The following is a 23,827-nucleotide window of genomic DNA, read 5'->3' as shown; positions in this document are numbered from 1 at the left end:
CAACAACCAAATAGCTACTTTATCGCTGATAGCTAATATAGACGCTTGGGTGGTTTAACTGATAATAATAATGAAAATGATGACCTACTCATTATTGCCTATCACAGTTTTAGTTATTTAGTATTCGCTGTTTATTTTTACCAAAAAATACCGCTCAATATTAGCGGTATTTTTTTGTCTGTGTTTTATGAACTGCTTAAATTATAGATTAATTAAACTCGACAGTTGCATCGCTCTTGATAACTCCTAATAGACTAAGTGCATCCCAGTTGGTGAGGCGAACACAGCCTGCTGATGCTTGACGGCTGATACGCTCAGGATCTGGTGAACCATGAATGCCATAAGAGGGCTTGCTTAACCCAATCCACACTGATCCGACTGGATTATTAGGACCTGGTGGTATGATCGACTTTTTACCATCATCACTAGTATAGGTGTAATTGGGCTCATGAATTTTTACTTTGACCTGATGCGTACCTGTTGGTGAAGGTGTTGCTGTACTGCCTACTGTCGTCGGGTAACTGGCTACCAAATTATTACTATCGTCATAAGCATATAGCGTTTGTGTGTCTTTATCAGCGACCACGCGACTTACTGGTGTGGTGTTAGGATTGCCTGGATTATAAACGATAATAGTTTCACCACTTTCGAAGCTAGCATTAGGATTGAGCAATTTAAGATAGTCACGACTGATATGGAATTTTTCACCTAAAGATTCTAGAATGCTTTCGTAATACATACCATCTAGCTTCGCTTTGGCTTCTGCGCTAGCCGGAATCTGAGTTGTCTTGACGTTTACATCAGCGTCGGTTAACTGATAGCTGACCAATACGGGTTGTGAAGTAAGCGTACTATTTTGAGTTAATGCTTGCCACGTTGTTTCGTCCAGCGATTCTGTTACTGGTAGGCCTTGTGCTTTTTGGAACGCTTGCATGGCTTTACGTGTATTCTTTCCCCAGTAGCCATCCACTGCCCCAACACCACTATGATTCCAGTTCAATAGTGCTTGTACTTTAGTACCGATATTTCGATCTATTTTACTGTCAGCTGTCCATGTGGCGTCATTTACTTTTTTGGCAGTTTCCGATAATTCTGTTGTGCTATATTTAATTTTAGGAAGTAGTTTATTCAACGAGTTGGCAGTGTTGCTATCACCTTCTATTTGCTGACTGACACCATTGGTGACGGGACTGGTATCGTTGCCACCCATCATCATGCTGTCTGTTGCCCCAGTATTGGTACTGTCATTATTTTGATTGCTCATAGCGCTCATGTCAGTGTCTGTATTTGCAGTCATACTACTATCCGTTGTAGGAGCTTCTGCACTCGTCTCCATATCTGCCGCGTCATTAGTCGTTTGTACGCTGTTTTCAGTGGTATTAGCGTTACTGCAACCCACTGATAATAATGATGCTGTCCCTATAGCAACGACAACGCCGCCAACCTTGAGTAGTTGAGACATAAAACCTCCTAAATAATTACTATATATCGAAAAAAGTATCGAAAAAATGTCAAAAAATTTATTGTAGGAATATATTGCCACAGTGCTACCACTATCCTCTAACAGCTTTATGTTAATAACTGACTATTCCTACTGTGCATTTGTTAATAGAGCGCATAAACATACTGGTTTGTTTACATTAAAGCGCGATTCTATGCCTATAGTACAAAAAACCCATAAGTTACTTAATAACTTATGGGTCCAAAAAACACAAATAAGGCTGTCAAAGAAATCTATATCACATCAACAAACTTACGATAATTTAGCTAGAACAGCTTGACCCATCTCTTGGCACCCTACTTGTTTTAAGCCAGCTTCGCTACTGTCTAGAATATCAAGCGTACGCAAACCATCATCGAGAACCTCACTAACTGCTTGCTCGATCGCTTGTGCTGCTGCTTCTTGCTTAAAGGTGTAACGCAGCATCATAGCAACAGACAAAATAGTCGCCAGTGGATTGGCTTTATCCTGCCCAGCGATATCTGGTGCTGAACCATGGCATGGCTCATACATACCTTTGCCAGCTTCATCTAAGCTTGCTGATGGCAACATACCAATGGAGCCTGTCAACATTGCTGCTTCATCAGATAAGATATCACCGAACATATTGCCCGTCACCATGACATCAAACTGCTTAGGATCTTTGATCAATTGCATGCACGCATTGTCCGCATACATGTGCGACAGCGCCACATCGCTATAATTAGCTTGTTGCATCTGAGTTATCGTCTGCTTCCACAGCTCAGTCACTTCTAGGACATTGGCTTTGTCTACTGAGCATACTTTGGCAGCTCTACCTGCGGCTTCGGCACGTGTTTTTGCCAGCTCAAAAGCAACTTTACCAATACGCTCAATCTCGCTGGTGCTATACACCATTGTGTTATAGCCTTGCTGCTCGCCGTTGTCTAGTGTACGGATACCACGTGGCTCACCAAAATAGATACCACCTGTCAGCTCACGAACGATAAGCAAATCTAAACCAGATATGATCTCAGGTTTGATGCTTGACGCATTGGCTAGTTGCGGATAAAGTTTTGCTACACGTAAGTTAGCAAATAGACCAAGCTCGCCGCGAATTTTTAGCAAACCGCGCTCAGGGCGTTTGCTACGTTCAATTGTATCCCACTTAGGTCCACCGACTGCACCTAATAATACAGCATCTGCTGCGCGCGCACGCGCTAACGTCTCATCAGGTAAGGGCTCACCTGTTGCATCAATGGCTACGCCGCCAATCAATCCAGACTCTAATGTTAAGTCTAGCGAAAACTTATCATTGACTGCTTTGAGCACATCAATAGCTTGAGTCATGATTTCAGGGCCAATACCATCGCCTGCTAATGTTAAAATCGTTGCCATACTAATCCTTTTGGATATATTTTTATTGGTAAATTAATTTTATTACGCTTTGATTTTTTTGGCTTTGGATGATGATACAGTTTTTATGATGTCAGTCTCTACAAACTCACCTTGATGCTCAGCCTCCAGTTGCTTACAGAAGCGGCGCTGCACCTCATTACCTTGCAATAGCTCAATACACAAAGGCTCAGGTGATGCTGTTTCTAGTAGGCTACCAGGCTTTTTGCTCATGTTTTTTTGATAAGCACGTAACTGATAAGTACCTGCCTCAGCAAAATCATGAATCATCGCAAAACGCTCAATATAGCTCATGTTGTTTTCTGGATAAAAATTAACATGGACTTCGTGTTTTGCAGGCAGTACTCGAGCATAGTAATTGGTCAACCCAGGCATGCCAGACGCTGCTAACGGTACTATCTTTATAGCGTTTTTATTGATAAGAGGCGTCATATCCATACTTGCAGGGGCGTTTATCGCACCTTGGTAACTGGGCATATCCACTACAATCTGAGGATTGACTGGTTTGTGACTGTCAGGCGCGATGATGAGCGTCTTGTCTATTTGCACAATTTCACAGTGATAAGTGCCCACACACGCGATGTTTACTTCCCCATCGATAGGTTGAATTTTACCTACCCACGCTTGCGCACTTTTTGCCTCGTCTATTTTTTGGTAACCCGTCAGCAGCTGACAGCCTGACAAAAATAAGCTTGCAGTAACAATGGTGCTTGTCCATAGAGCATAATGTTTTTTATTCATAATGGCGGCTACTATTTGTAATAGAGATAATAAAATATTGTAAAAAACCACCTTTCATTTTAGCCAGTTCACCGCCATAACTCAACGCTGCGTTACGCCTGTCCGGTAGTTTTGTAAGCAATAACCCATAAACTCATCATCGACCCACCAGCTAAGCGCGTACGCTGTTGAATATCCATGGCGTTTTTTGCATCATTTTGTGCTCATAGTCTTTGATAGCATCACTTTGCTGCAATGTTAAGCCGATATCATCAAGTCCATTGAGTAAGCAATGTTTGCGAAAAGCATCGACATCAAAGGCGTACTCTTCGCCTGTTGGCGTGATAACCACCTGACGCTCTAGATCAGCGGTAAGCTCATAGCCTTCATTGGCAATCGTGGCTTTCATTAAAGTATCCACGATAGCTTCGTCTAAAACAATCGGGAGCATGCCGTTTTTGAAGCAGTTATTATAAAAAATATCTGCAAAGCTCGGCGCAATGACGGTGCGAAAGCCATACTCTGAAAGCGCCCAAGGGGCATGTTCACGACTAGAGCCACAGCCAAAGTTTCTGCGTGCCAGCAATATGGTAGCGCCTTGATAGCGCGGCTTATTCAACACGAAGTCTGGATTAATAACGCGTGTACTATTGTCCTGACCTGGATAGCCTTCATCCAGATAGCGCCAATCGTCAAATAGATTTACGCCAAAACCTGTACGCTTAATAGATTTCAAAAACTGTTTTGCGATAATTTGATCGGTATCAACGTTTGCGCGATCAAGTGGGCAAACGATACCGGTTTGGGTGTTATAAGCTTGCATAAAATTTCCTATCAATTGTATTTTTGCTGGCGGAAGACTTTGATGAGTCAGTAAACGGCAATAAATCTCTCACTGATTCAAACAATATACTGGCATAAGTCATAACTATATATACCAGTTTTCAACTCATCTTCATCGGACCTAAAACGTACGAACATCCACGAAATGACCGGCCAATGCTGCAGCGGCTGCCATTGCTGGACTCACCAAATGCGTACGTCCACCATTACCTTGACGACCTTCGAAATTACGGTTAGAGGTTGAAGCGCAGTGCTCTTGTGGCTCAAGTTTGTCTGCATTCATCGCAAGACACATTGAACAACCTGGTTCGCGCCACTCAAAGCCCGCTTCAGTAAACAAAGCATCCAAACCCTCTGCTTCTGCTTGCAATTTTACTTGTCCAGAGCCTGCAACGACGATAGCTTCTTTGACGTTATCAGCAACTTTACGGCCTTTAATTACCGCTGCTGCATCACGCAGATCTTCAATACGAGAGTTGGTACATGAGCCAATAAAGATACGATCAAGCTGGATATCTGTTATTTTCTGACCTGCCTCTAGCCCCATATAGGTATAAGCGCGTAACCAGCCCTCTTCTTGCGCTTCATCAATAGCTTGATCAGGCGTTGGTACAGATTGCGTGATATCTACCACCATCTCAGGTGAGGTACCCCAAGACACCTGAGGCGCTATTTGACTACCATCGATTTCAACCACAGTATCAAATACCGCATCATTGTCTGAATATAGTGTGCGCCAGTAAGCTTCCGCTTGTGGCCACTGTGATTCATCAGGCGCATACGGACGACCTTTGACATAATCTATCGTCGTATCATCAACTGCTACCATACCTACGCGGGCACCGGCTTCGATGGCCATATTACAGACGGTCATACGACCTTCCATACTCATGTCTTCAAATACTTGACCTGCAAACTCAATCGCATGTCCTGTGCCACCCGCCGTACCGATCTTGGCGATAATAGCCAATACGACATCTTTTGATGTCACACCAGTACCCAGTTGACCAGTAACACGGATCTGCATGTTTTTTGATTTCTTTTGAATCAAACACTGCGTTGCCAATACATGCTCAACTTCAGAGGTACCGATACCATGAGCCAAACAACCAAGCGCCCCGTGGGTGGCTGTGTGCGAATCGCCGCAGACAACGGTCATACCAGGTAGTACTAAGCCTTGCTCAGGACCAACGACGTGCAAAATGCCTTGACGCGCATCATTAATGGTAAACTCAGCAATATCAAACTTGGTACAGTTCTCGTCTAAAGTGACAACTTGCAAGCGTGACACTTTGTCTTTAATACCAGGTACGCCTTCTAGTCGCTCTTTGGTGACAGTCGGTACATTATGATCTGGACTTGCGATATTGGCAGATAGGCGCCATGGTGCCCTATTGGCAAGCTCTAACCCTTCAAAGGCTTGTGGACTAGTTACTTCATGTAAAAGATGACGATCGATATAGATTAAGCTCGAACCATCATCGCGCTTGGTGACTTCGTGAGCGTTCCAAAGTTTGTCATATAATGTTTGACCGGCCATGATGCTATCCTTTATTGATGACTAATGACTTAATTTTCGCAGACTTACTCAATGGCAAGCTGGGATTTTATCTATTTGAGTGGTTGTTTAAATATTATACTGATCTATAACGTCGTCTCTACAATCGTGATAATCACTTATGCTGTTTAGGTTATACCCTTTAAATTATATTCTTTAGGCTATGGTTTTTAAGGCCAAAAGTAAGACTGCTAATTTTTCAATCGCTATTTTTAGACTCATCGTTAAACCAGTAGTACAGATTGCTTACCTATAACTTGCACTCTATGACAATTATCAGTGCTCAAAGCATGTTTTTATGTCGTAAATAATCAGGTTTGTAGAATAAATATGTGACAATACGTCTTGATGTCTTGTGATTATAGCAGGCAAATCCTATAATAATAATTGATGATTTTTAACCAGATGCAAACTTTTATTTCTAATACGTTATAATTAGATACGCCAACTTTTATTTATAGCTCATAAAGTAGCTAAGGACACCCGCTTGAACACTACAAACTTGACGACATTCGTTACCGTTATGCACACCGGCAGTATATCAGGTGCAGCAGAAAAGCTGTTTATCACTCAGCCGGCCGTCAGCAAGCGCATCAAAAACCTAGAAGATGAATTTAACATTACTCTGTTCGATACTGTAGGGCGCGGGATTGTACCTACTCAAGCAGCCAGCGAGATGTTACCACATGCCAAGCGCTGGTTAGAAGATTATGAGAATTTTAAGATTAATCTACAGCACTCTCAGCATATCGTATCTGGAAAGCTTGTGATTGGTACGAGCCATCATATTGGCTTACATCATCTGGCACCAGTACTGAAGCATTTTATCCAGACTTATCCAGCAGTCCAGTTAGAAGTGCATTTTGTTGATTCAGAAAAAGCGCACAAAGCAGTATTGGATGGTGATCTGTCGTTGGCATTTGTGACACTACCCCCTGTATATGATAAGCGTCTAACGTATCATACGCTATGGTCAGATCCGCTCTACTTTATGACCGGTACGCTATCACCTTTGGCTACCAAATCGAATGTCACACTAGAGCAGCTAGCACGCTACCCTGCCATTTTGCCGTCTGCCAATACCTTTACCAGTCAGATCACTTTGGCTGAATTTGCTAAGCATAACCTAAAGCCATATGCCACGATGAGCACCAACCCTCTTGAGTCCATTCGTATGTTGGTCTCTGTTGGACTTGGCTGGTCCGTGTTGCCACAAACAATGGTCAGTCAAGATTTAGAACGTATCGATATGGCTGACAATATCGAATTACAACGCTATTTAGGTGTGGTTATCAATCCAAAGTTAACCCAATCTAGTAGCGTGACTGCATTATTAGACCTGCTTGCACCTATCGAGTAAAAACCGTCTACTATAACAATTTATCAGATTAAGCTATTCGCATTTGTGACTGCCATGCGTTATAATGCGCTTGACGTTGCTTTAATAACAAAAACTTACCACAGGGACACTGATAGTCATATATCGAATACTTCTAGTAAGATATGATGGTTAACAGTAAGTTTAATGGTTTCATCTGATTGATTATGTAGGTTGCTAATACTCATATATAAATAGCAGATGCGAGCAATAATAAATAAGCGGAATGCGACATTCCCGTTGTTCTCTATCTCTATATGAGTGCTAGCCATAGAGCCATCTCAATCATATAAAACTACATTAGATACTGAAAAAAGCCATTATGTCTCACATTAATGGCTTTTTTTGTCTTTAGATATTGTTTTGAACATCGCCTTGTAGGATGAAGACTTTTATAGTTAAAAAATAATTACAGCCAACCATGTTGGTTAAGGATAATTTATATGAACGGAGTTTCTAGTGGCGTGCTGATATCGCTTGGCGCCTATTTTTTAGTGATGATCGGGATTGGCGTCTATGCTTACTTTAAGCAAGCCAATGATACTGAAGGCTACATGCTCGGCGGCCGTAACTTGGGCCCAGCAGTAACTGCACTATCAGCAGGTGCCTCAGATATGTCAGGTTGGTTATTACTTGGTCTTCCAGGCTATATGTACGCTGACGGTGTCGTTAGTATATGGATTGCACTTGGCTTGACCCTTGGTGCCCTTTTAAACTACATCATTGTAGCGCCTCGCCTTCGTGTTTATACCGAAGTAGCTGACAACGCTATCACCTTACCAGATTACTTTGCCAACCGCTTTGAAGATAAGTCGCACATGCTACGCGTTATCTCGGCGGTGGTTATCATTCTATTCTTTACCGTTTACACGGCTGCAAGTCTAGTAGGTGGCGGTAAGCTTTTCGAAAGCTCACTTAACCTATCTTATAGTACTGGTCTATGGGTTACTGCTGGTGTCGTTGTTGCCTACACGTTATTCGGCGGCTTCCTAGCGGTGTCAATGACGGATTTTGTGCAGGGTGTTATCATGCTTTTTGCAATGGTAATCGTACCTGTCGTTGCCTTTAATGATCTTGGTGGTATTTCTGCCACAAGTGAAGCGGTTAGAAACATTGATCCAAGCCTGTTAAATGTGACGAGTGGTATGAGTGTTATCGGTATTATCTCACTCATGGCATGGGGTCTTGGTTACTTCGGTCAGCCGCATATTATTGTACGCTTTATGGCTATTCGCTCGGTTAGAGATGTACCGACAGCACGTAATATCGGTATGAGCTGGATGGTTGTCAGCCTTATCGGTTCATTAATGACTGGTTTTGCGGGTCGCGCATATGTACAAAAAACAGCGATGACGCTTGATGATCCTGAGACGATTTTCTTAGTATTTACTCAGTTCTTGTTCCATCCATTAGTGTCAGGTTTCTTATTAGCGGCTATTCTAGCTGCCATCATGAGCACAATTTCATCACAGCTGTTGGTGGTATCAAGTTCTCTAACAAAAGATGTTTACAAGCTATTTTTTGATAAAGACGCACCAGAAGCGCGTCAGGTATTGGTTGGACGTATTTCAGTAATCATCGTTGCTGTTGTCGCTATTATGCTAGCCTCTAACCCAGATAGCTCAGTATTGAACTTGGTTTCTAATGCATGGGCAGGATTTGGTGCAGCTTTCGGTCCGTTGGTTATCTTTAGCTTAACATGGCGTGGTATGAACCGTAACGGTGCTGTTGCTGGTATGGTTGTTGGTGCATTGACAGTTATCCTATGGATCTATGGTCCATTCCAAGTCGATGGTATGGCGCTTAACAGCTGGTTATATGCTATCGTTCCAGGCTTTATCTTAAGCACTATCGCTATCTTTGCCGTTAGTATTATGACTGGTGGTCCAAGACCTTCAGTATCTGCTAAGTATAAAGAGATGGAGCTTAACTTAAATAAATAAGTTGATACACTCGCTTTACTTTATGACTAAAAAACCTCGCCATTAGTGGCGAGGTTTTTTTTGACTTTGCTTATCAGTATCTTTTAACTACAAGCTAAGCAGTCGCGATAAGTGAAGCAATTGAGATAAGTGGAGCAAGGCGTTGAAGTACTATGCAGGTACCTATCCTTGCTTGACTAACGATCCAGCCATCATAGCGCTAAACATATACCTCGCTAGAGCATCGATAGTAGAATGACAGTATCCTGTCGTTATTAACTCACGAAGATGGCTTGAAAACTCGTCGAGCACCTACATAAAGTTAGCATCAACGCATAGATAAACAATAGATAGTAGCTACAAAGCCAAACTCTAGTATTGAAATAGCACTCGTCCCTCTAACTGACTATGATCACATAACCACCTGCACTCAAAACCTTTCATAACAATCACAATATTACAGTCCACAAAAAAGCGACCTATTGTAGGTCGCTTTTTCATTATCTAACAGTTACATCAAGAAACTATTTTCCCTGATAAGACAGTTTTACACCAGCGATGAAGCCATCATTGTCTTCAAAATCAGCAACGATTTTATCGCTAGGTAGCTGACCTTGAGCATCACCGAACCACAAGTATTTACCGCCAGCTGATACTGCCCAGTTTTCAGTTACGTTGTACTTGGCACCAAGACCGACACTATAGTAGCCTTCAACAGGACCTAATGATGTTGTTGGATCGCCAGCACCACTATCCCAACCAACCGTACCACTAACAGCTAACGCTGGTGCAATACGCTTGGCAAGACCTAGCTCTACTTGCCATTGGTCATCATCATACTCAACCAAGTTTAATCCATCAGGGCCATAGCTGATTTTACTAGTATCATTATAAAGTGGTGGTGTGATAACGAAATCACTCCATGGCACCCAGCGCACTTTTGCCGTAGCTAAAGTCGTTGGGTTAATACCTGTTTGGAAATCAAAGTTGACTGATTTAGGAGTAGAAATCTCATAATTACTCACTCTGTTTGACAGCGCTGCTGCCTGTTCTGGCGTAGCTCCTGCTGATATAGCTCTAATCGCTACCAAAGGATAAGACTCAGATATTTCTACATCATGATCAATTTCAGAACGGTAGGTCAAAGCAGCTTTCAAAGCAATTTCAGGCTTACTAAAAGATACACCTGCGATATAACCATAATCCATATCAGGATTGCTATTTGAGGTATAACCAGAAGCAGGACCGTAAGCTAAGCCGCGCAGTTTTGTTTCTGCTTGAATACGCTGTGCTACTGGACCACCATAAATTTGAAAGTTTTTATTCGCACCAAACTTCATCCCAAGAATACCTGTTAAGCTCTGGCTACGAACTTCAACATTAGTATTTTCACCAGCACCAGTAGCTTCTGCTGTTGCTACTGCTACTGCTCCACGCAATCCATCCAAACTTGCTTGTTGTTCATCGGTCAACAAACCAGCAGTTTCTCCTGGTTCAAGTTGAGATATACCAAATTGTGCTGCTGCAAGGCTCGGAGCAGCACCATCAGTAATAGACGCGATGGAAGCATCAATGTCTCCTTGCCCTACAAAATTACCTTGCGTGTATTCAGCTGCTGCGCCAAAAGGCTCATCGTATAAAACACCAATACTGAAAGTATCGTTGATATCAGTTTTTACACCATAACGGAAGAAATCGTAAGACTCGGCAATATCACCCGTTGCATTACCACGTTCATAATCGTTTTGAGATGGGTTAGTATTAGCACTATCTCTACCACTGACATCAGCATCGATGTAAGTATAGACAGCTTCAGCATAGGTACCATCTTGAAAAAAGGCGGTGACATCTTGACCTGAACGATCAAGACCAGCAGCGTTGGTTACGCTAGCGAAAGAAAGAGCGGCAATTGCTACTGCAAGGGTTTTCAAGTGAAAGGTAGTGCGCATTATGTATCTCCAACGGTCCTTGTTGTATTACTACTTTAATAATCAGTATTTAGCATTGATTTACCAAACATTGAAACTATTAAAGTCGTGTCCTAAGTTGAATACTAATGCCTTTTTGACACTAAAACAACAATTAAAGTGCTTTATTTCTCAATTATGACTGAACAGTACAAATAAGATATTAGTGAAATATTGTTTTTTAGTTTTGTTTCATCGTGATATTTACATTGCCGAGTAATATCAACAATCTAAATATGTTGGTTCACAATATTTCAAACAGCACGTATCGAGAAATACGACATAAAAAAAAGCGACCCTTAATAGAGTCGCTTTTTTTATCACTAGACGATAAAAATCATTTTATAGTGAAACTATGATTTATTGGGCTTGGTAAGAGACCTTTACACCCAATACAAAACCGTCATTGCTTTCAAAATCACTAACGATGGTTTTACTTGGAATTTGACCTTCGGCATCACCGAACCATAAATACTTACCACCAGCAGATACCGCCCAGTTTTCGGTCACGTTGTATTTGGCACCAAGGCCAGCGCTATAGTAGCCTTCGATAGGTCCTAGTGAAGTTACAGGGTTACCTGCTCCGCTATCCCAACCTACAGTACCACTAACAGCCAATGCTGGTGCGACACGCTTGGCTAGACCCAACTCCACTTGCCACTGATCGTCGTCATAACTGACTAAGTCTAAACCATCTAAAGGTATACCAGCACCAGCAGGTGTTGTTGCAAGTACTTGGCTGACACCATTATATAGCGATGGGGTAATTGCAAAATCGCTCCATGGCACCCAACGCACCTTTGCAGTCGCTAGCGTTGTAGGGTTGATACCTGTTTGGAAATCAAAGTTTATTGACTCAGGAGTAGTAACCTCAATAGTATTGGTACTATCTGTTGATAACCCTACTCTTGGAGCAAAAGGATAAATTTCAGCCGCTTGCGTGTTATGTTCGATTTCTGAACGGTACGTTAATGCTGCTTTTAATGCAATTTCAGGCTTACTATACGCCACACCGGCGATATAACCGTAGTCTTGATCAGCACTAATATGTGTTGTATAGCCATTGGCAGCACTATAAGCAGGTCCACGTAACTTTACATCTGCCTCTACGCGCTGAGCAACTGGGCCACCGTATACTTGGAAGTTTTTGTTTTGACCAATTTTTGCACCAAGGATACCAGTAATACTTTCTGTACGTACTTCTACATTCGTACCTTCACCTGTTGCATCTACAAAGTTGCTATCGCCTACATAATCAGCCGCTGCACCGAAAGGCTCATCATATAAAACACCGATGCTAAAGGTTTCGTTGATGTCTGCTTTTACACCATAACGAAAAAAGTCATAAGACTCTGCAATATCATCGAGCTTGTTGCCTGAAGAGTCTTCACCTGTTACATCAGCGTCGATATAAGTATAAACAGCTTCAGCATAGGTGCCATCTTGTAGAAATGCGGTGACATCTTGACCTGAACGATCAAGACCGGCAGCACTAGCGACGCTAGCAACAGAAAGAGCAGCGATAGCTACTGCAAGAGTTTTTAAATGAAAAGTGGCGCGCATTTTATATCTCCAAACATCCGCATTGTTTTACCGCTATATCCGATTTTTCTAGATAAGCAGTATCCGAGGTGGAAGATAGTAAAGATTTTTTAACACTAAAACAACTGCAAAAACACATTATTTTCGAATTATGACCTTATAGTCACTAGACGTTACTCTTATTCAAAAATGCTAATATAGGATTCATTAATCACCAGCTATATGTCTCATTTACGTCTGTTTTTGCACTTATTAATAATGTGGTGGACGGTCTGCTATAACATCAAATGGTGCAATACCATTATCTGTGTCCTGTCCCTCAATTTGTTTGTAAATCAGCTGAAGTTGACGCTGTAGTGTCTGAATATCTTTGTCTTGACGTGCAATAACCTCATCGAGTCGCTCTACTGTGACCTCAAGATGTGCCAAGTTCATTTGTAGATCAATCACCTGGTTTTGTAGGTCATCTTGCATATTATAAGCCTCGTTTTTGTTATCGGATTGGTTCATGTTTTTCTCTACAGTATAGTGAGTATAGGTCGGAGGGCGAGTAAGTAAAGTGGACAATGAATACTGGACACCAGTGGTAAGCCTATGATGACAATCACAAAGTGTTAGTTGTTGGTCATCGCCATAAATAGTACTGATAAAACCATTTACGCGCACTACAGTTAGACGGTGGCATGTTATACTGCTGGCAATTTTGCAACAACCCCTACCTCACTATTATATAAGCTTAAGATACTCTATGGCACTGATACATTTAAAAGACATTCACTTAGCCTTTGGCGTCGCACCTGTTCTTGATGGTATTGATTTTTCTATCAACTCAGGTGAGCGTGTTTGTTTGATTGGCCGTAATGGCGAAGGCAAGTCAACTTTATTCAAACTTATCAATGGCTCATTGCAGCCTGATAGCGGTGAGATTATCACCAACAGCAGCATGCGTGTCGCTATGCTAGAACAGGATGTCCCTGAGTCTAGTGGTCGTATATTAGACATCGTCATGGGCGGTAGTCGCCGTACAGCTGACCTGCTCATTAACTATAACGAGCAGGTCGATATGTGTGCTAATGGCGACATGGATGCTTGCGAGCATATGGCGACATTGCAACATGATATCGATGCGGTACATGGCTGGGATTTAGAACGCGATGCTAGGCGTCTTATCACCACCATGGGTCTTGATCCGGACGATGATTTGTCATCACTCTCGGGTGGCCGTAAGCGCCGCGTGTTACTTGCGCGCTCACTAGTGACTAAGCCTGATGTACTCCTACTTGATGAGCCAACCAACCATTTGGACGTTGAAAGTATCGAATGGCTTGAGCGCTTCTTGCTTGACTGGCAAGGTCTGACTTTATTATTCGTGACCCATGATAGAGCATTTGTAAACAAGCTATCGACACGCATTATTGAGCTTGATCGTGGTCAACTGACCAGTTACGACGTGACACAAGGCGAAGGGGGCTATGCACGCTACCAAGAGCTAAAAGAACTACAGTTACAGGCTGAAGAAAAGAACAACGCTAACTTTGATAAAAAACTGGCGCAAGAAGAAGTATGGATTCGCCAAGGTATCAAAGCACGTCGTACCCGCAATGAAGGCCGCGTCCGTGAGCTAAAAGCCCTACGTGAAGAGCGCAGTGAACGCCGTGAGCAAGTGGGCAACGTAAACATCACCATGGGTCAAGGCGAGAAAAGCGGCAAGCTTGTCTGTAAAGTTAAAAACTTACATCTTGAATACGATGGTAATGTACTGGTAGATGATTTTACGACCACTATTATGCGTGGCGATAAAATTGGTATTGTCGGCCCTAACGGTGCGGGTAAAACTACCCTTATTAAAGCCCTACTCGATATGTCTGATGCCGAAGTTACCAAGTCTGGTAGTGTAGAGTTAGGTACTAATCTGAAAATCGCATTCTTCGATCAGCTGCGTGATCAATTGGATCTTGAAGCAAGCGTGGCGCAAAACGTCTCAGAAGGTTCTGACTTTGTCGAAGTTGGCGGTCGCAAGACACACATCATGAGCTATCTGCAAGACTTCTTGTTTGCACCAGAGCGTGCGCGTACCCCTGTCAAAGCACTGTCAGGTGGTGAGCGTAACCGTGTTTTACTTGCCAAGCAGTTGCTAAAGCCTGCCAATATCTTGGTGCTCGATGAGCCAACCAATGATTTAGATATGGCAACGCTTGAGCTGCTAGAAGAGTCTGTAGCCAGCTTTGGCGGTACGATATTGCTGATCAGCCATGATCGCTCATTCATGGATAATGTTGTCACCTCTACATGGGTGTTTGGCGAAGATGAAGACGGTAAAGGTGTGGTCAATGAGTATGTTGGTGGCTACCAAGAGTATTTGGTGCAAAAAAACCGCGAAGAAGCCGCGCGTGCGGCAAAAGCACCAACCAATAATGTCACTAGCAAAAAAACAGCACATAAATCTGGCACAGATACCAAGCCAAATAAAGCTACTAAGAAGCTAAATTTTAATGAACAGCGCGAGCTGGATAACTTACCAAAAGAAATCGCGGCGCTCGAGACTGAACAAGCTCAGTTGCAAGAAAAACTGGCTGATGGGTCTTGGTTCAATACCGATGTAGATGCTGCGACTGCCGCAAGTGAGCGTTTATTAACGATCGAAGATGAGATGATGGTTAAGCTTGAACGCTGGAGCGAACTAGAAGGTTAGCAACTCGCTATCTGTCTTTGTTTAGGTGTGCCTTATTTAAGCTGCAGGCTATAATCAATAGCCTGCTGCAATAGATAGACAGGTATTTATATCTAGATAAAGATGATGACTGTCATGATAAAAACATCACCACTTCATTATATGTAGTGGTGATGTCTATTTTATAATGATTTACAAAACAGTTAGGTAGTGAAAGTTAGTGAACATTGCCTTGATTTCAAGTATCATTCGCTGTTGCTAAAAATCCTTATTAATTATAAGGTCATCGCACTCACAATCCTGATCAAAACAAAGTCGACGTTACACATTGATAATCCAGCTGTTTTGGTTTGATTGTCATATTCAACCTTATAATATGTCCTATCAAGGTTGCTTTATTTTTAACGCAATAATTTATTTTATCACCGAAATAGCTTAGAATAGCAACAATTAGCAAAATTAGGCACAGCTAAAGTGGCTTGATATTGTATATTTTCTAAGCCACAAACCCAGTGTGGGATAATCCCATTTCATTCACCTGGAGGAAGTATTAATGAGCCAAGCCGAAGGCGTTAATGTACAACGCCGTAGAGTTCTTATTGCCTCAACTGCCGCAATTGGTGCAGCTGGGGTAGCTGCCGTGGCGACACCTTTTGTCCGTTCTTGGTACCCAAGCGCTAAAGCTGAGGCTGCAGGGGCTGCAGTAACCCAAGATATTGGTTCTATCGAAGATGGACAAATGATCGTTGTCAAATATCGTGGCAAACCTATTTATGTGGTTAAACGCACAGAAGACATGGTCGCAGGACTAGAATCAGTCAAACCTTTATTATCTGATCCTGAGTCTGATGCGTCTCTACAGCCAGAATATTGCAAAAACCCTACTCGCTCTTTAGAACCAACCGTATTGGTTGTCGAAGGCGTTTGTACCCATTTAGGCTGTGCACCAAACTACCGTCCTGATGTGGGCGCGGTTGATTTAGGTGGTAATGATTGGTATGGCGGATTTTTCTGTCCGTGCCACGGGTCAAAATATGACTTAGCAGGCCGCGTATACAGTGGCGTTCCTGCACCGCTTAATTTACCCGTTCCAGAATATGGTATGGATGGTACCATTTTGACGGTTGGGGAGGCTTAACATGAGTATAGGTAAAAAGTTAATGCACTGGGTGGACGCGCGTTTTCCGGCGACTGAAACCTATGAATACCATATGTCGAAGTACTACGCACCAAAGAACTTCAACTTTTGGTACTTCTTTGGCGTGCTATCGATGATTGTATTAGTCAACCAATTGGTAACTGGTATATGGCTGACGATGATGTACAACCCAAGTGCCGAAGGGGCATTTGCGTCTGTTGAATACATCATGCGTGACGTAAAAGGCGGTTGGCTCATTCGCTATATGCACTCAACTGGCGCCTCTGCGTTTTTCGTAGTTGTATACCTGCATATGTTTAGAGCCTTGCTATACGGTTCATATCAAAAACCTCGTGAGCTTATCTGGCTCATCGGTATGGGTATTTACCTAGCATTGATGGCTGAAGGTTTCTTCGGTTACCTACTACCGTGGGGCAACATGTCATTTTGGGGTGCACAGGTTATCTTGAACCTACCTGCAGCGCTGCCAGTGATTGGTGACGGTCTTGCTGAATGGGTACGTGGTGACTATATCATCTCTGGTATCACCCTAAACCGCTTCTTTGCTCTACATGTTGTTGCTATTCCGCTAGTCCTAGTAGGTTTAGTATTTATGCACATTGTAGCGCTACATCATGTGGGTTCAAACAACCCTGATGGCATCGACATCAAGAAACTAAAAGACAAAAACGGTGTGCCACTGGACGGTATCGAATTCCATCCTTACTACACTGTGCATGACATGGTTGGTATCGTTGTATTCTTTATCTGCTTCTTTGCAGTGGTGTTCTTCTTCCCAGAAGGCGGCGGCTTCTTCCTTGAGCCACCAAACTTTGAAACGGCAAACTCACTGAAAACGCCAGCGCACATTGCACCAGTATGGTACTACACACCATTTTATGCCATCTTGCGTGCAGTTCCAGATAAGCTTGGCGGTGTGATTGCGATGGGTGCGGCTATTGCGGTATTGTTCTTAATGCCTTGGCTAGATAGATCTCCTGTTCGCTCAATGCGCTACAAAGGTATCTTGTCTAAGATTGCCCTGACTATCTTTGCTATTAGCTTTGTTGTATTGGGTTACTTGGGTGCGACACCTGCAACGCCAACAGCAACGTTGATGTCTCGTATATTCACGGTTCTATATTTCTTGTTTTTCTTACTGATGCCGTTCTACACTGCTATCGAGAAGTGTAAACAGCCACCAGAACGCGTCACCGGAGGTCACTAATGAACACGCTAATTAAATCCCTAGCTGGTCTAGGCTTAGGCGCGGCATTGACCTTAACTGCTGGTACTGCCCAAGCAGCTGGTGGTGGATGTGGTACGTTCACCAATGCTGAAGGTGTTGACGAGCATTTGGCCTGTAGCACTGCCCCTATTGATTTTACTAATAAGGGCTCGTTACAGAACGGTGCAAAGATCTTTATGAACTACTGCGCTGGGTGTCACTCAGCAAAGTATGTTCGTCATTCGCGCATTGCCAAAGATTTAGAGATACCACCTGAGTTGGTCGAAAAATATCTGATGGTTACCACTGATCAAATCGGTGACCATATCGATGCTGAGATCGATCCTGAAGTTCAAGCATCTTGGTTTGGTGCAGCGCCTCCTGATTTATCACTTGAGACACGTCTACGTGGCGATGACTGGGTATACACATACCTACTATCGTTCTATGAAGATCCAAGTCGTCCTTGGGGCGCTAATAACTTAGTACTGGCAAATGCTGCTATGCCTCATGTATTGCACAATATGCAAGAAGAGCTAAGCCAAGAAGAATTTGAATCTGAAGTTGGTGACTTGGTCAACTTTATGGCGTGGATGGGTGAGCCTGCTCGTCATGATCGTCAAGTTATCGGTTTCTTTGTGATTTTATTCTTATTAGTGTTGCTCATCCCAGTATACTTGTTGAATAAAGAATTCTGGAAAGACGTCAAATAAGTCATCGTCGATAGATATTTTTTAGAAATAAAAAAGGCACTACTTCGGTAGTGCTTTTTTATGCCTTGATAGTGAGCCCAAATGCCAGATAAGCTGAAAAATAAGCCTCTTAGAGGTAATGTTTACGTACACTACCTTGATAAACAGAGCGAGTTTGTTTACGATGACAGCCTTCACTCTTAACATTAGGCTTTCATGATTGATGCGAATGACATTCCAAGTAGTCAGCTAATTCTGTATGCTGATGACGGCTACGACAGTCATGTGGTACGCCTGTTACTTGAAGAAAAAAAGCTCGCTTATTACTTGTCTCGTCTGCATTCTGAGCGCCCTGAAGATTTGACTGAGCTTAACCCTTATCATACCTTGCCTGTATTACAGCAGCGTGAGATCGCTCTTTATGAAACCAACGTGATCTTTGAATATCTTGAAGAGCGCTATCATACTAATAAACTGCTCCCTGATACGCCGCAAGAGCGTGCACAGTTTCGTCAGCTGGCTTGGCGCATTCAACGTGATTGGCTCGTACTTGGCAAGCGCTTATTGACACATCCAGATAGCTTTAATAAGGCGCAAGCTGGTGCTGCCAAAAAGCAACTGAGCGATTCGTTGATTACTTTATCGCCTTTGTTTGCTCATAAACCTTATTTTATGGCTGATGAGTTTGGCTGGTGTGATGTACTGTTAGCACCGTTGTTATGGCGGTTGGATGAGATGGGTATCGAGTTGCCACGTGCGATCAGCCGTCCATTGTTTGAGTATCAAACGAGAGTCTTTGAACGTAGTAGCTTTCAAAAAAGTGTTAAGTAGAATTTGTCATTTGACAAAACTCTAAGAAATATATTTTTCAATTATCAAAAATCATTATTATAGGAAATCATTAGATGAGCGAAAACACCTCTATCACACCGACCCGTCCTTATATGGTACGCGCATTGTATCAATGGATAGAAGACAACGCTTTGACGCCTTATTTAATGGTAGATGCCACTGCCGATAATGTTCAGATACCCACAGAGCATGTACAGGACGGTCGCATCGTACTCAACATTGCCAGTCGCGCGACAGGTAACATGAGTATGGAAAATGATTACATACATTTTAGCGCTCGTTTTGGCGGCGTCTCGCAAGAGATTTGGGTACCACTCACTGCGGTAATGGGTATATACGCCAAAGAAAACTCACAAGGAATGTTTTTTGACCCTAAAGAGTATGATGACTATGTACCAGAAGATGACTCAGTGCCAACAGCCAGCCAAAACCCTACAAAAGCTCCGAAACCGAAGCGTGATAATAAAGCAGGGTTAAAAGTATTGAAGTAGTTGGAGCACCATATCTATTCTTTTTGACATAAGAAAAGCCAGCCATAATTAATATGACTGGCTTTTTTGTTGCCTATTTAAAGGCTTAAGCGCTTAATATGATGCATAGAAGCTGACTATCTAGGTTCTTGGCAGTGTCACGCCACGCTGACCTTGGTATTTACCGCCACGGTCTTTATAACTGGTCTCGCAGACGTCATCAGCATCGCTTTGGAAGAACAGCATCTGTGCCACCCCTTCACCGGCATAAATACGGGCTGGCAGATTGGTCGTATTACTAAACTCTAAAGTGACGTGCCCTTCCCATTCAGGCTCAAGCGGCGTGACATTGACGATAATACCGCAGCGTGCATACGTTGATTTACCAAGGCAGATAGTCAGTACATCACGCGGAATACGGAAGTATTCCATCGTGCGCGCTAACGCAAATGAGTTTGGTGGAATAATACATTCATCACCGACGATATCGATAAAGCTTTTTTCGTCAAAGTTTTTAGGATCGACAACGACTGAGTGTACGTTAGTAAAAACTTTAAATTCAGGGGCACAGCGTACATCGTAGCCATAGCTTGAGGTGCCGTAGCTTACCAAACGCTCACCTGCATCATTAAAGCGCACTTGACCTGGCTCATATGGCTCAATCATGCCATGCTCTTCAGCCATTTTACGAATCCAGCGGTCAGACTTGATAGACATTGTTGTTCCTTAGCAAATATTTAATAGCGACGATTATACGGAATTGACAGCTAGATTTATAGCGTGATGGCTGCTTTATCCTATATTGGTTTTAGACTGACTAAGTAACCAATACCCTATCTTATTATTACCTACTAGAAAATCCGCTTATCATCGACAGGTTTTGCAAATTTATTGATATTGGTTTCGATGTTTTTGGCGATGTCCAGATAATAGCTTGCAAACTCATCATTAGCCAATACGCTTGGCTCGCCTTTATCAACTTGTTCGCGGATACCACTGGCGAGCGGTAATTGACCCAATAATGGTACATGATACTGCTCAGCAATAAACTCACCGCCGCCAGTGCCAAAGATCGCTTCGGTATGATTGCAGTTACTACAGGTATGTAGTGCCATATTCTCGACCACACCCAGCACAGGTATTTTGGTTTTGTTAAACATCTCCACACCTTTTTGTGCATCTAGTAATGCAACGTGCTGCGGCGTTGTCACAATCACTGCTCCCGTGACTGGGATACGCTGTGCTAATGTCAGCTGTATATCGCCTGTACCTGGCGGCATATCAATCACTAAGTAATCTAGCTGTGGCCAGTTGGTTTGGTTATACAGCTGCATCAGTGCGCCTGTGGCTTTTGGTCCACGCCATGCAACAGGCGTGCTGTCTCCATCGAGCAGACTGCCAATAGACAGCATAGCCATGCCATGCGCATCGACTGGCACAAATTGCTCGTTCTCTAGCTGCGGCTTTACATCAGCGACGCCCAGCATCGTTGGCATACTAGGGCCATAAATATCCGCATCGAGCACACCCACGCGATTGCCGAGCTTCTGTAGTGCTAGTGCGATATTGACCGTTGTCGTTGATTTACCAACGCCACCCTTACCTGATGCCACAACGATAATATGACGAATACGCGGGTGCGCGGCCAATGAGGCTTGGGTGGGTGCAGCCTTAGTGATTGGTGGCTCAGCATTGTTAGCATTAGACGTCGGCTTGGACTGTGATTCCATTGCGTTCGTTGTTCTCGGCATTTGCTTTGGCAAGCTTGAGCCTGCGCCTTTTTCTGGCGCAGGTAGACGCACATTCATATGAATCGTAGTAATACCGTGCGGATGTAACAGTTGTCCAAGCTCCTGCTGAATAGCTTCAGGGTTGCTGTCTTGCGGTAGACGCAAGTCTAAGGTGAGTGCTTCGCCATCACGCTCAAGCCCTGTAACCATCGTTGCGATACTGACGGTGCCTATCTCATATCCTAGTAGGACTTTGTCAACGGCGCTATCACGCTCTGCCTGCTGCTCAGGCGTTTCAGTTTTTGTGGGTTTTTTCTTCATAAAATTAAACATAGCTATTATTGTTGCCTATAAAAGTGGGTGGGCTTAGTGAACGGCTTATCTTATATCTTAGCGCATCTGTTGATGCGATAGCGTCGATGAGCATTTAACCAAACCTTTTATCGTGACAGTGTAGCTGAATTGGACGCATAAAAAAACCACAACGCCAGTAGGTCTGACGCTGTGGTATACAAGAGTCATATTGCTACAACTCGATATCAATCCTAGTTCATAAACCAGCCATGGCTGGCAACGATAGACTGCCCTGTAAATACATTGGTTGGGAAAGCCGCTAAAAACAGCGCCAGCTGAGCAATATCTTCGACTGTCGTGAACTCTTTATCGACGGTATTCACCAGCATGATATCGTTGATGACCGACTCTTCACTGATGCCCTTTTCGGCAGCCTGCTCTGGAATCTGTTTTTCGACCAAAGGTGTTTTAACGAACCCTGGGCAAATCACATGCGAGCGTACTTTGTGCGTGGCGCCTTCTTTAGCCAAAACGCGGCACAGACCCAGCAGTCCGTGTTTGGCAGTCACGTAAGGGGCTTTATATAGTGAAGCCTCATGCGAATGAGCAGAGCCCATATAAATGACGGTGCCCCCTTTATCAGCTTTGTACATATGCTGAATTGCGGCTTTGGTTGTCAAAAACGCACCATCTAAATGAATATCGAGCATTTTTTTCCAATCGCTAAATGCCATTTTATCGATAGGATCAATAATCTGAATACCAGCATTAGAGACCAAGATATCAATACCACCAAAAGCATCGACCAGCTTTTGCACACCGTCGTTTACTGCATCTTCTGACGTCACATCCATAGCAATCGCAAGCGCGCGGCCACCAGTAGCTTCGATAGCATCAACGGTTTTTTGTGCTGCTTCAATATTGATATCAGCAATACCAACGGCTGCACCTGCCTGAGCATAAGTCTCAGCAATATCACGGCCGATACCACTTGCAGAGCCTGTGACTAACGCTACTTTACCTGTCAAATCTTGTTGTAATTGGGTCGCCATATATACTCCTTATCATGGTCTAACGTATTATTTGAATACTATAAAAACAGAGCTGAATAAATACGCCACTATAATCATAGTGGCGTATTTATTCAGTAGTACAGATCATTTATTTAATAACAGTCGCATTACTATAAAGAGCTTACCGTGCAATGCTTACTGGATAATGTTTACTGGCGTTTTTTCTTGTAATGCCTCAAAGCTCACACCATCTGCCAACTCTACTAACTTCAGCCCGCTGTCAGTAACATCTAATACGGCAAGCTCGGTAATGATACGATCAACCACGCCTTTACCGGTTAACGGTAGCTCGCAGTTGGCTAAAATCTTAGGGTCACCGTGCTTGTTGACTTGCTCCATCAATACGATGACACGCTGTACGCCTGCGACCAAATCCATCGCCCCGCCCATGCCTTTGACCATTTTTTTGGGGATCATCCAGTTGGCAAGATCGCCCTTTTCTGAGACTTCCATAGCGCCCAATATAGCCAAATTGACATGACCACCACGAATCATTGAAAAAGACTCTGAACTACTAAAATAACTGGCACCTGCTTCTGCAGTGACCGTTTGCTTACCGGCGTTAATCAAGTCCGCATCGACGTTTTGTTCTGTAGGGAACTCACCAATACCTAATAAGCCATTCTCTGACTGTAGCCACACATCAACGCCTTCAGGGATATAGTTGGCAACTAACGTTGGTAGACCAATTCCCAAGTTCACATAGTAGCCATCTTGTAGTTCTTGTGAAGCGCGCTGCGCCATTTGTTCTCTTGTCCATGCCATGTCGGTTTCCTTATTTTTGCAATATGCTATTGTTATTATTTAGACAGCCAGTTACGTAATCGATAAGCTGTATGAACTATGATTCATTTAAAACTGACTATCAATGTTA

The 23,827-nt window shown here is 43.2% G+C and carries 20 protein-coding genes; 8 read left to right on the top strand and 12 right to left on the bottom strand.

Going from position 1 to position 23,827, the window contains the following annotated elements; translation table 11 throughout:
• Positions 1–208: 208 nt before the first annotated feature.
• The 5 genes from NJD71_RS01625 to leuC all read right to left on the bottom strand — a co-directional run bounded on the left by NJD71_RS01625 (position 209) and on the right by leuC (position 5,978).
• The gene (locus NJD71_RS01625) at positions 209–1,462 is read right to left on the bottom strand and encodes a L,D-transpeptidase family protein (RefSeq protein WP_319050177.1); all 1,254 of its coding nucleotides are present in this window, start codon (positions 1,460–1,462) and stop codon (positions 209–211) included.
• A 291-nt stretch (positions 1,463–1,753) separates the two neighbouring features.
• Positions 1,754–2,857 carry a 3-isopropylmalate dehydrogenase gene (gene leuB / locus NJD71_RS01620; RefSeq protein ID WP_319050176.1) on the bottom strand — a complete coding sequence of 368 codons (1,104 nt, stop codon included), beginning with the start codon at positions 2,855–2,857 and terminating at the stop codon, positions 1,754–1,756.
• 42 nt (positions 2,858–2,899) lie between these two features.
• A complete protein-coding gene (locus tag NJD71_RS01615; RefSeq protein WP_319050175.1) occupies positions 2,900–3,616 on the bottom strand; it encodes a hypothetical protein in 717 nt (238 codons plus the stop codon).
• A 151-nt stretch (positions 3,617–3,767) separates the two neighbouring features.
• Positions 3,768–4,418 (bottom strand): 3-isopropylmalate dehydratase small subunit, encoded by a 651-nt coding sequence (gene leuD / locus NJD71_RS01610; protein WP_319050174.1) that lies wholly within the window; start codon positions 4,416–4,418, stop codon positions 3,768–3,770.
• Positions 4,419–4,559: 141 nt separating this feature from the next.
• Complete coding sequence (gene leuC, locus NJD71_RS01605) at positions 4,560–5,978, bottom strand: 3-isopropylmalate dehydratase large subunit (RefSeq protein WP_319050173.1); 1,419 nt, start codon at positions 5,976–5,978, stop codon at positions 4,560–4,562.
• Positions 5,979–6,483: 505 nt separating this feature from the next.
• Between leuC and NJD71_RS01600 the strand changes: the two genes are divergently transcribed.
• Together NJD71_RS01600 and putP are read left to right on the top strand one after the other, a co-directional pair.
• Positions 6,484–7,356, top strand: coding sequence for a LysR family transcriptional regulator (locus NJD71_RS01600; RefSeq protein WP_058023799.1), 873 nt, complete (start codon positions 6,484–6,486; stop codon positions 7,354–7,356).
• Positions 7,357–7,817: 461 nt separating this feature from the next.
• Positions 7,818–9,317 carry a sodium/proline symporter PutP gene (gene putP, locus NJD71_RS01595; RefSeq protein ID WP_319050172.1) on the top strand — a complete coding sequence of 500 codons (1,500 nt, stop codon included), beginning with the start codon at positions 7,818–7,820 and terminating at the stop codon, positions 9,315–9,317.
• Between the two features lie 503 nt (positions 9,318–9,820).
• Here putP and NJD71_RS01590 read toward each other — a convergent pair.
• From NJD71_RS01590 to NJD71_RS01580, 3 genes are all read right to left on the bottom strand, one after another.
• Positions 9,821–11,245 carry an outer membrane protein transport protein gene (locus NJD71_RS01590; RefSeq protein ID WP_319050171.1) on the bottom strand — a complete coding sequence of 475 codons (1,425 nt, stop codon included), beginning with the start codon at positions 11,243–11,245 and terminating at the stop codon, positions 9,821–9,823.
• 378 nt (positions 11,246–11,623) lie between these two features.
• Complete coding sequence (locus NJD71_RS01585; protein ID WP_319050170.1) at positions 11,624–12,826, bottom strand: OmpP1/FadL family transporter; 1,203 nt, start codon at positions 12,824–12,826, stop codon at positions 11,624–11,626.
• 231 nt (positions 12,827–13,057) lie between these two features.
• On the bottom strand, positions 13,058–13,315 hold the full coding sequence (locus tag NJD71_RS01580) for a SlyX family protein (RefSeq protein ID WP_319050169.1): 258 nt from the start codon (positions 13,313–13,315) through the stop codon (positions 13,058–13,060).
• A 238-nt stretch (positions 13,316–13,553) separates the two neighbouring features.
• Here NJD71_RS01580 and NJD71_RS01575 point away from each other — a divergent pair, with 238 nt between their 5' ends.
• From NJD71_RS01575 to NJD71_RS01550, 6 genes are all read left to right on the top strand, one after another.
• Complete coding sequence (locus tag NJD71_RS01575) at positions 13,554–15,497, top strand: ATP-binding cassette domain-containing protein (protein WP_319050168.1); 1,944 nt, start codon at positions 13,554–13,556, stop codon at positions 15,495–15,497.
• Between the two features lie 532 nt (positions 15,498–16,029).
• Positions 16,030–16,614, top strand: a complete 585-nt coding sequence (petA, locus tag NJD71_RS01570) for a ubiquinol-cytochrome c reductase iron-sulfur subunit (protein ID WP_319050167.1) — start codon at positions 16,030–16,032, stop codon at positions 16,612–16,614.
• A gap of 22 nt (positions 16,615–16,636) precedes the next feature.
• Positions 16,637–17,842 carry a cytochrome b gene (locus NJD71_RS01565; RefSeq protein ID WP_319050424.1) on the top strand — a complete coding sequence of 402 codons (1,206 nt, stop codon included), beginning with the start codon at positions 16,637–16,639 and terminating at the stop codon, positions 17,840–17,842.
• Entirely contained in the window at positions 17,842–18,555 is a 714-nt protein-coding gene (locus NJD71_RS01560; RefSeq protein ID WP_319050166.1) for a cytochrome c1, read from the top strand. Before NJD71_RS01565 ends, NJD71_RS01560 begins: the two co-directional genes overlap by 1 nt.
• Positions 18,556–18,750: 195 nt before the next feature.
• On the top strand, positions 18,751–19,365 hold the full coding sequence (locus NJD71_RS01555) for a glutathione S-transferase N-terminal domain-containing protein (protein ID WP_319050165.1): 615 nt from the start codon (positions 18,751–18,753) through the stop codon (positions 19,363–19,365).
• A gap of 74 nt (positions 19,366–19,439) precedes the next feature.
• Positions 19,440–19,877, top strand: coding sequence for a ClpXP protease specificity-enhancing factor (locus NJD71_RS01550; RefSeq protein WP_319050164.1), 438 nt, complete (start codon positions 19,440–19,442; stop codon positions 19,875–19,877).
• Positions 19,878–19,997: 120 nt separating this feature from the next.
• Here NJD71_RS01550 and dcd read toward each other — a convergent pair whose 3' ends face one another.
• From dcd to NJD71_RS01530, 4 genes are all read right to left on the bottom strand, one after another.
• On the bottom strand, positions 19,998–20,573 hold the full coding sequence (gene dcd / locus NJD71_RS01545; protein ID WP_149489812.1) for a dCTP deaminase: 576 nt from the start codon (positions 20,571–20,573) through the stop codon (positions 19,998–20,000).
• A 134-nt stretch (positions 20,574–20,707) separates the two neighbouring features.
• The gene (apbC, locus tag NJD71_RS01540) at positions 20,708–21,919 is read right to left on the bottom strand and encodes an iron-sulfur cluster carrier protein ApbC (RefSeq protein WP_442967626.1); all 1,212 of its coding nucleotides are present in this window, start codon (positions 21,917–21,919) and stop codon (positions 20,708–20,710) included.
• Between the two features lie 212 nt (positions 21,920–22,131).
• Entirely contained in the window at positions 22,132–22,932 is an 801-nt protein-coding gene (locus tag NJD71_RS01535; RefSeq protein WP_319050163.1) for a 3-hydroxybutyrate dehydrogenase, read from the bottom strand.
• A 156-nt stretch (positions 22,933–23,088) separates the two neighbouring features.
• On the bottom strand, positions 23,089–23,718 hold the full coding sequence (locus NJD71_RS01530) for a 3-oxoacid CoA-transferase subunit B (protein WP_319050162.1): 630 nt from the start codon (positions 23,716–23,718) through the stop codon (positions 23,089–23,091).
• Positions 23,719–23,827: the final 109 nt, after the last annotated feature.

This window comes from Psychrobacter sp. PP-21 (genome assembly GCF_033790785.1).
Taxonomy (GTDB): Bacteria; Pseudomonadota; Gammaproteobacteria; order Pseudomonadales; family Moraxellaceae; genus Psychrobacter.
Note: the sequence above shows the minus strand (reverse complement) of the source record. Positions and strands in the feature narration are given on the sequence as shown.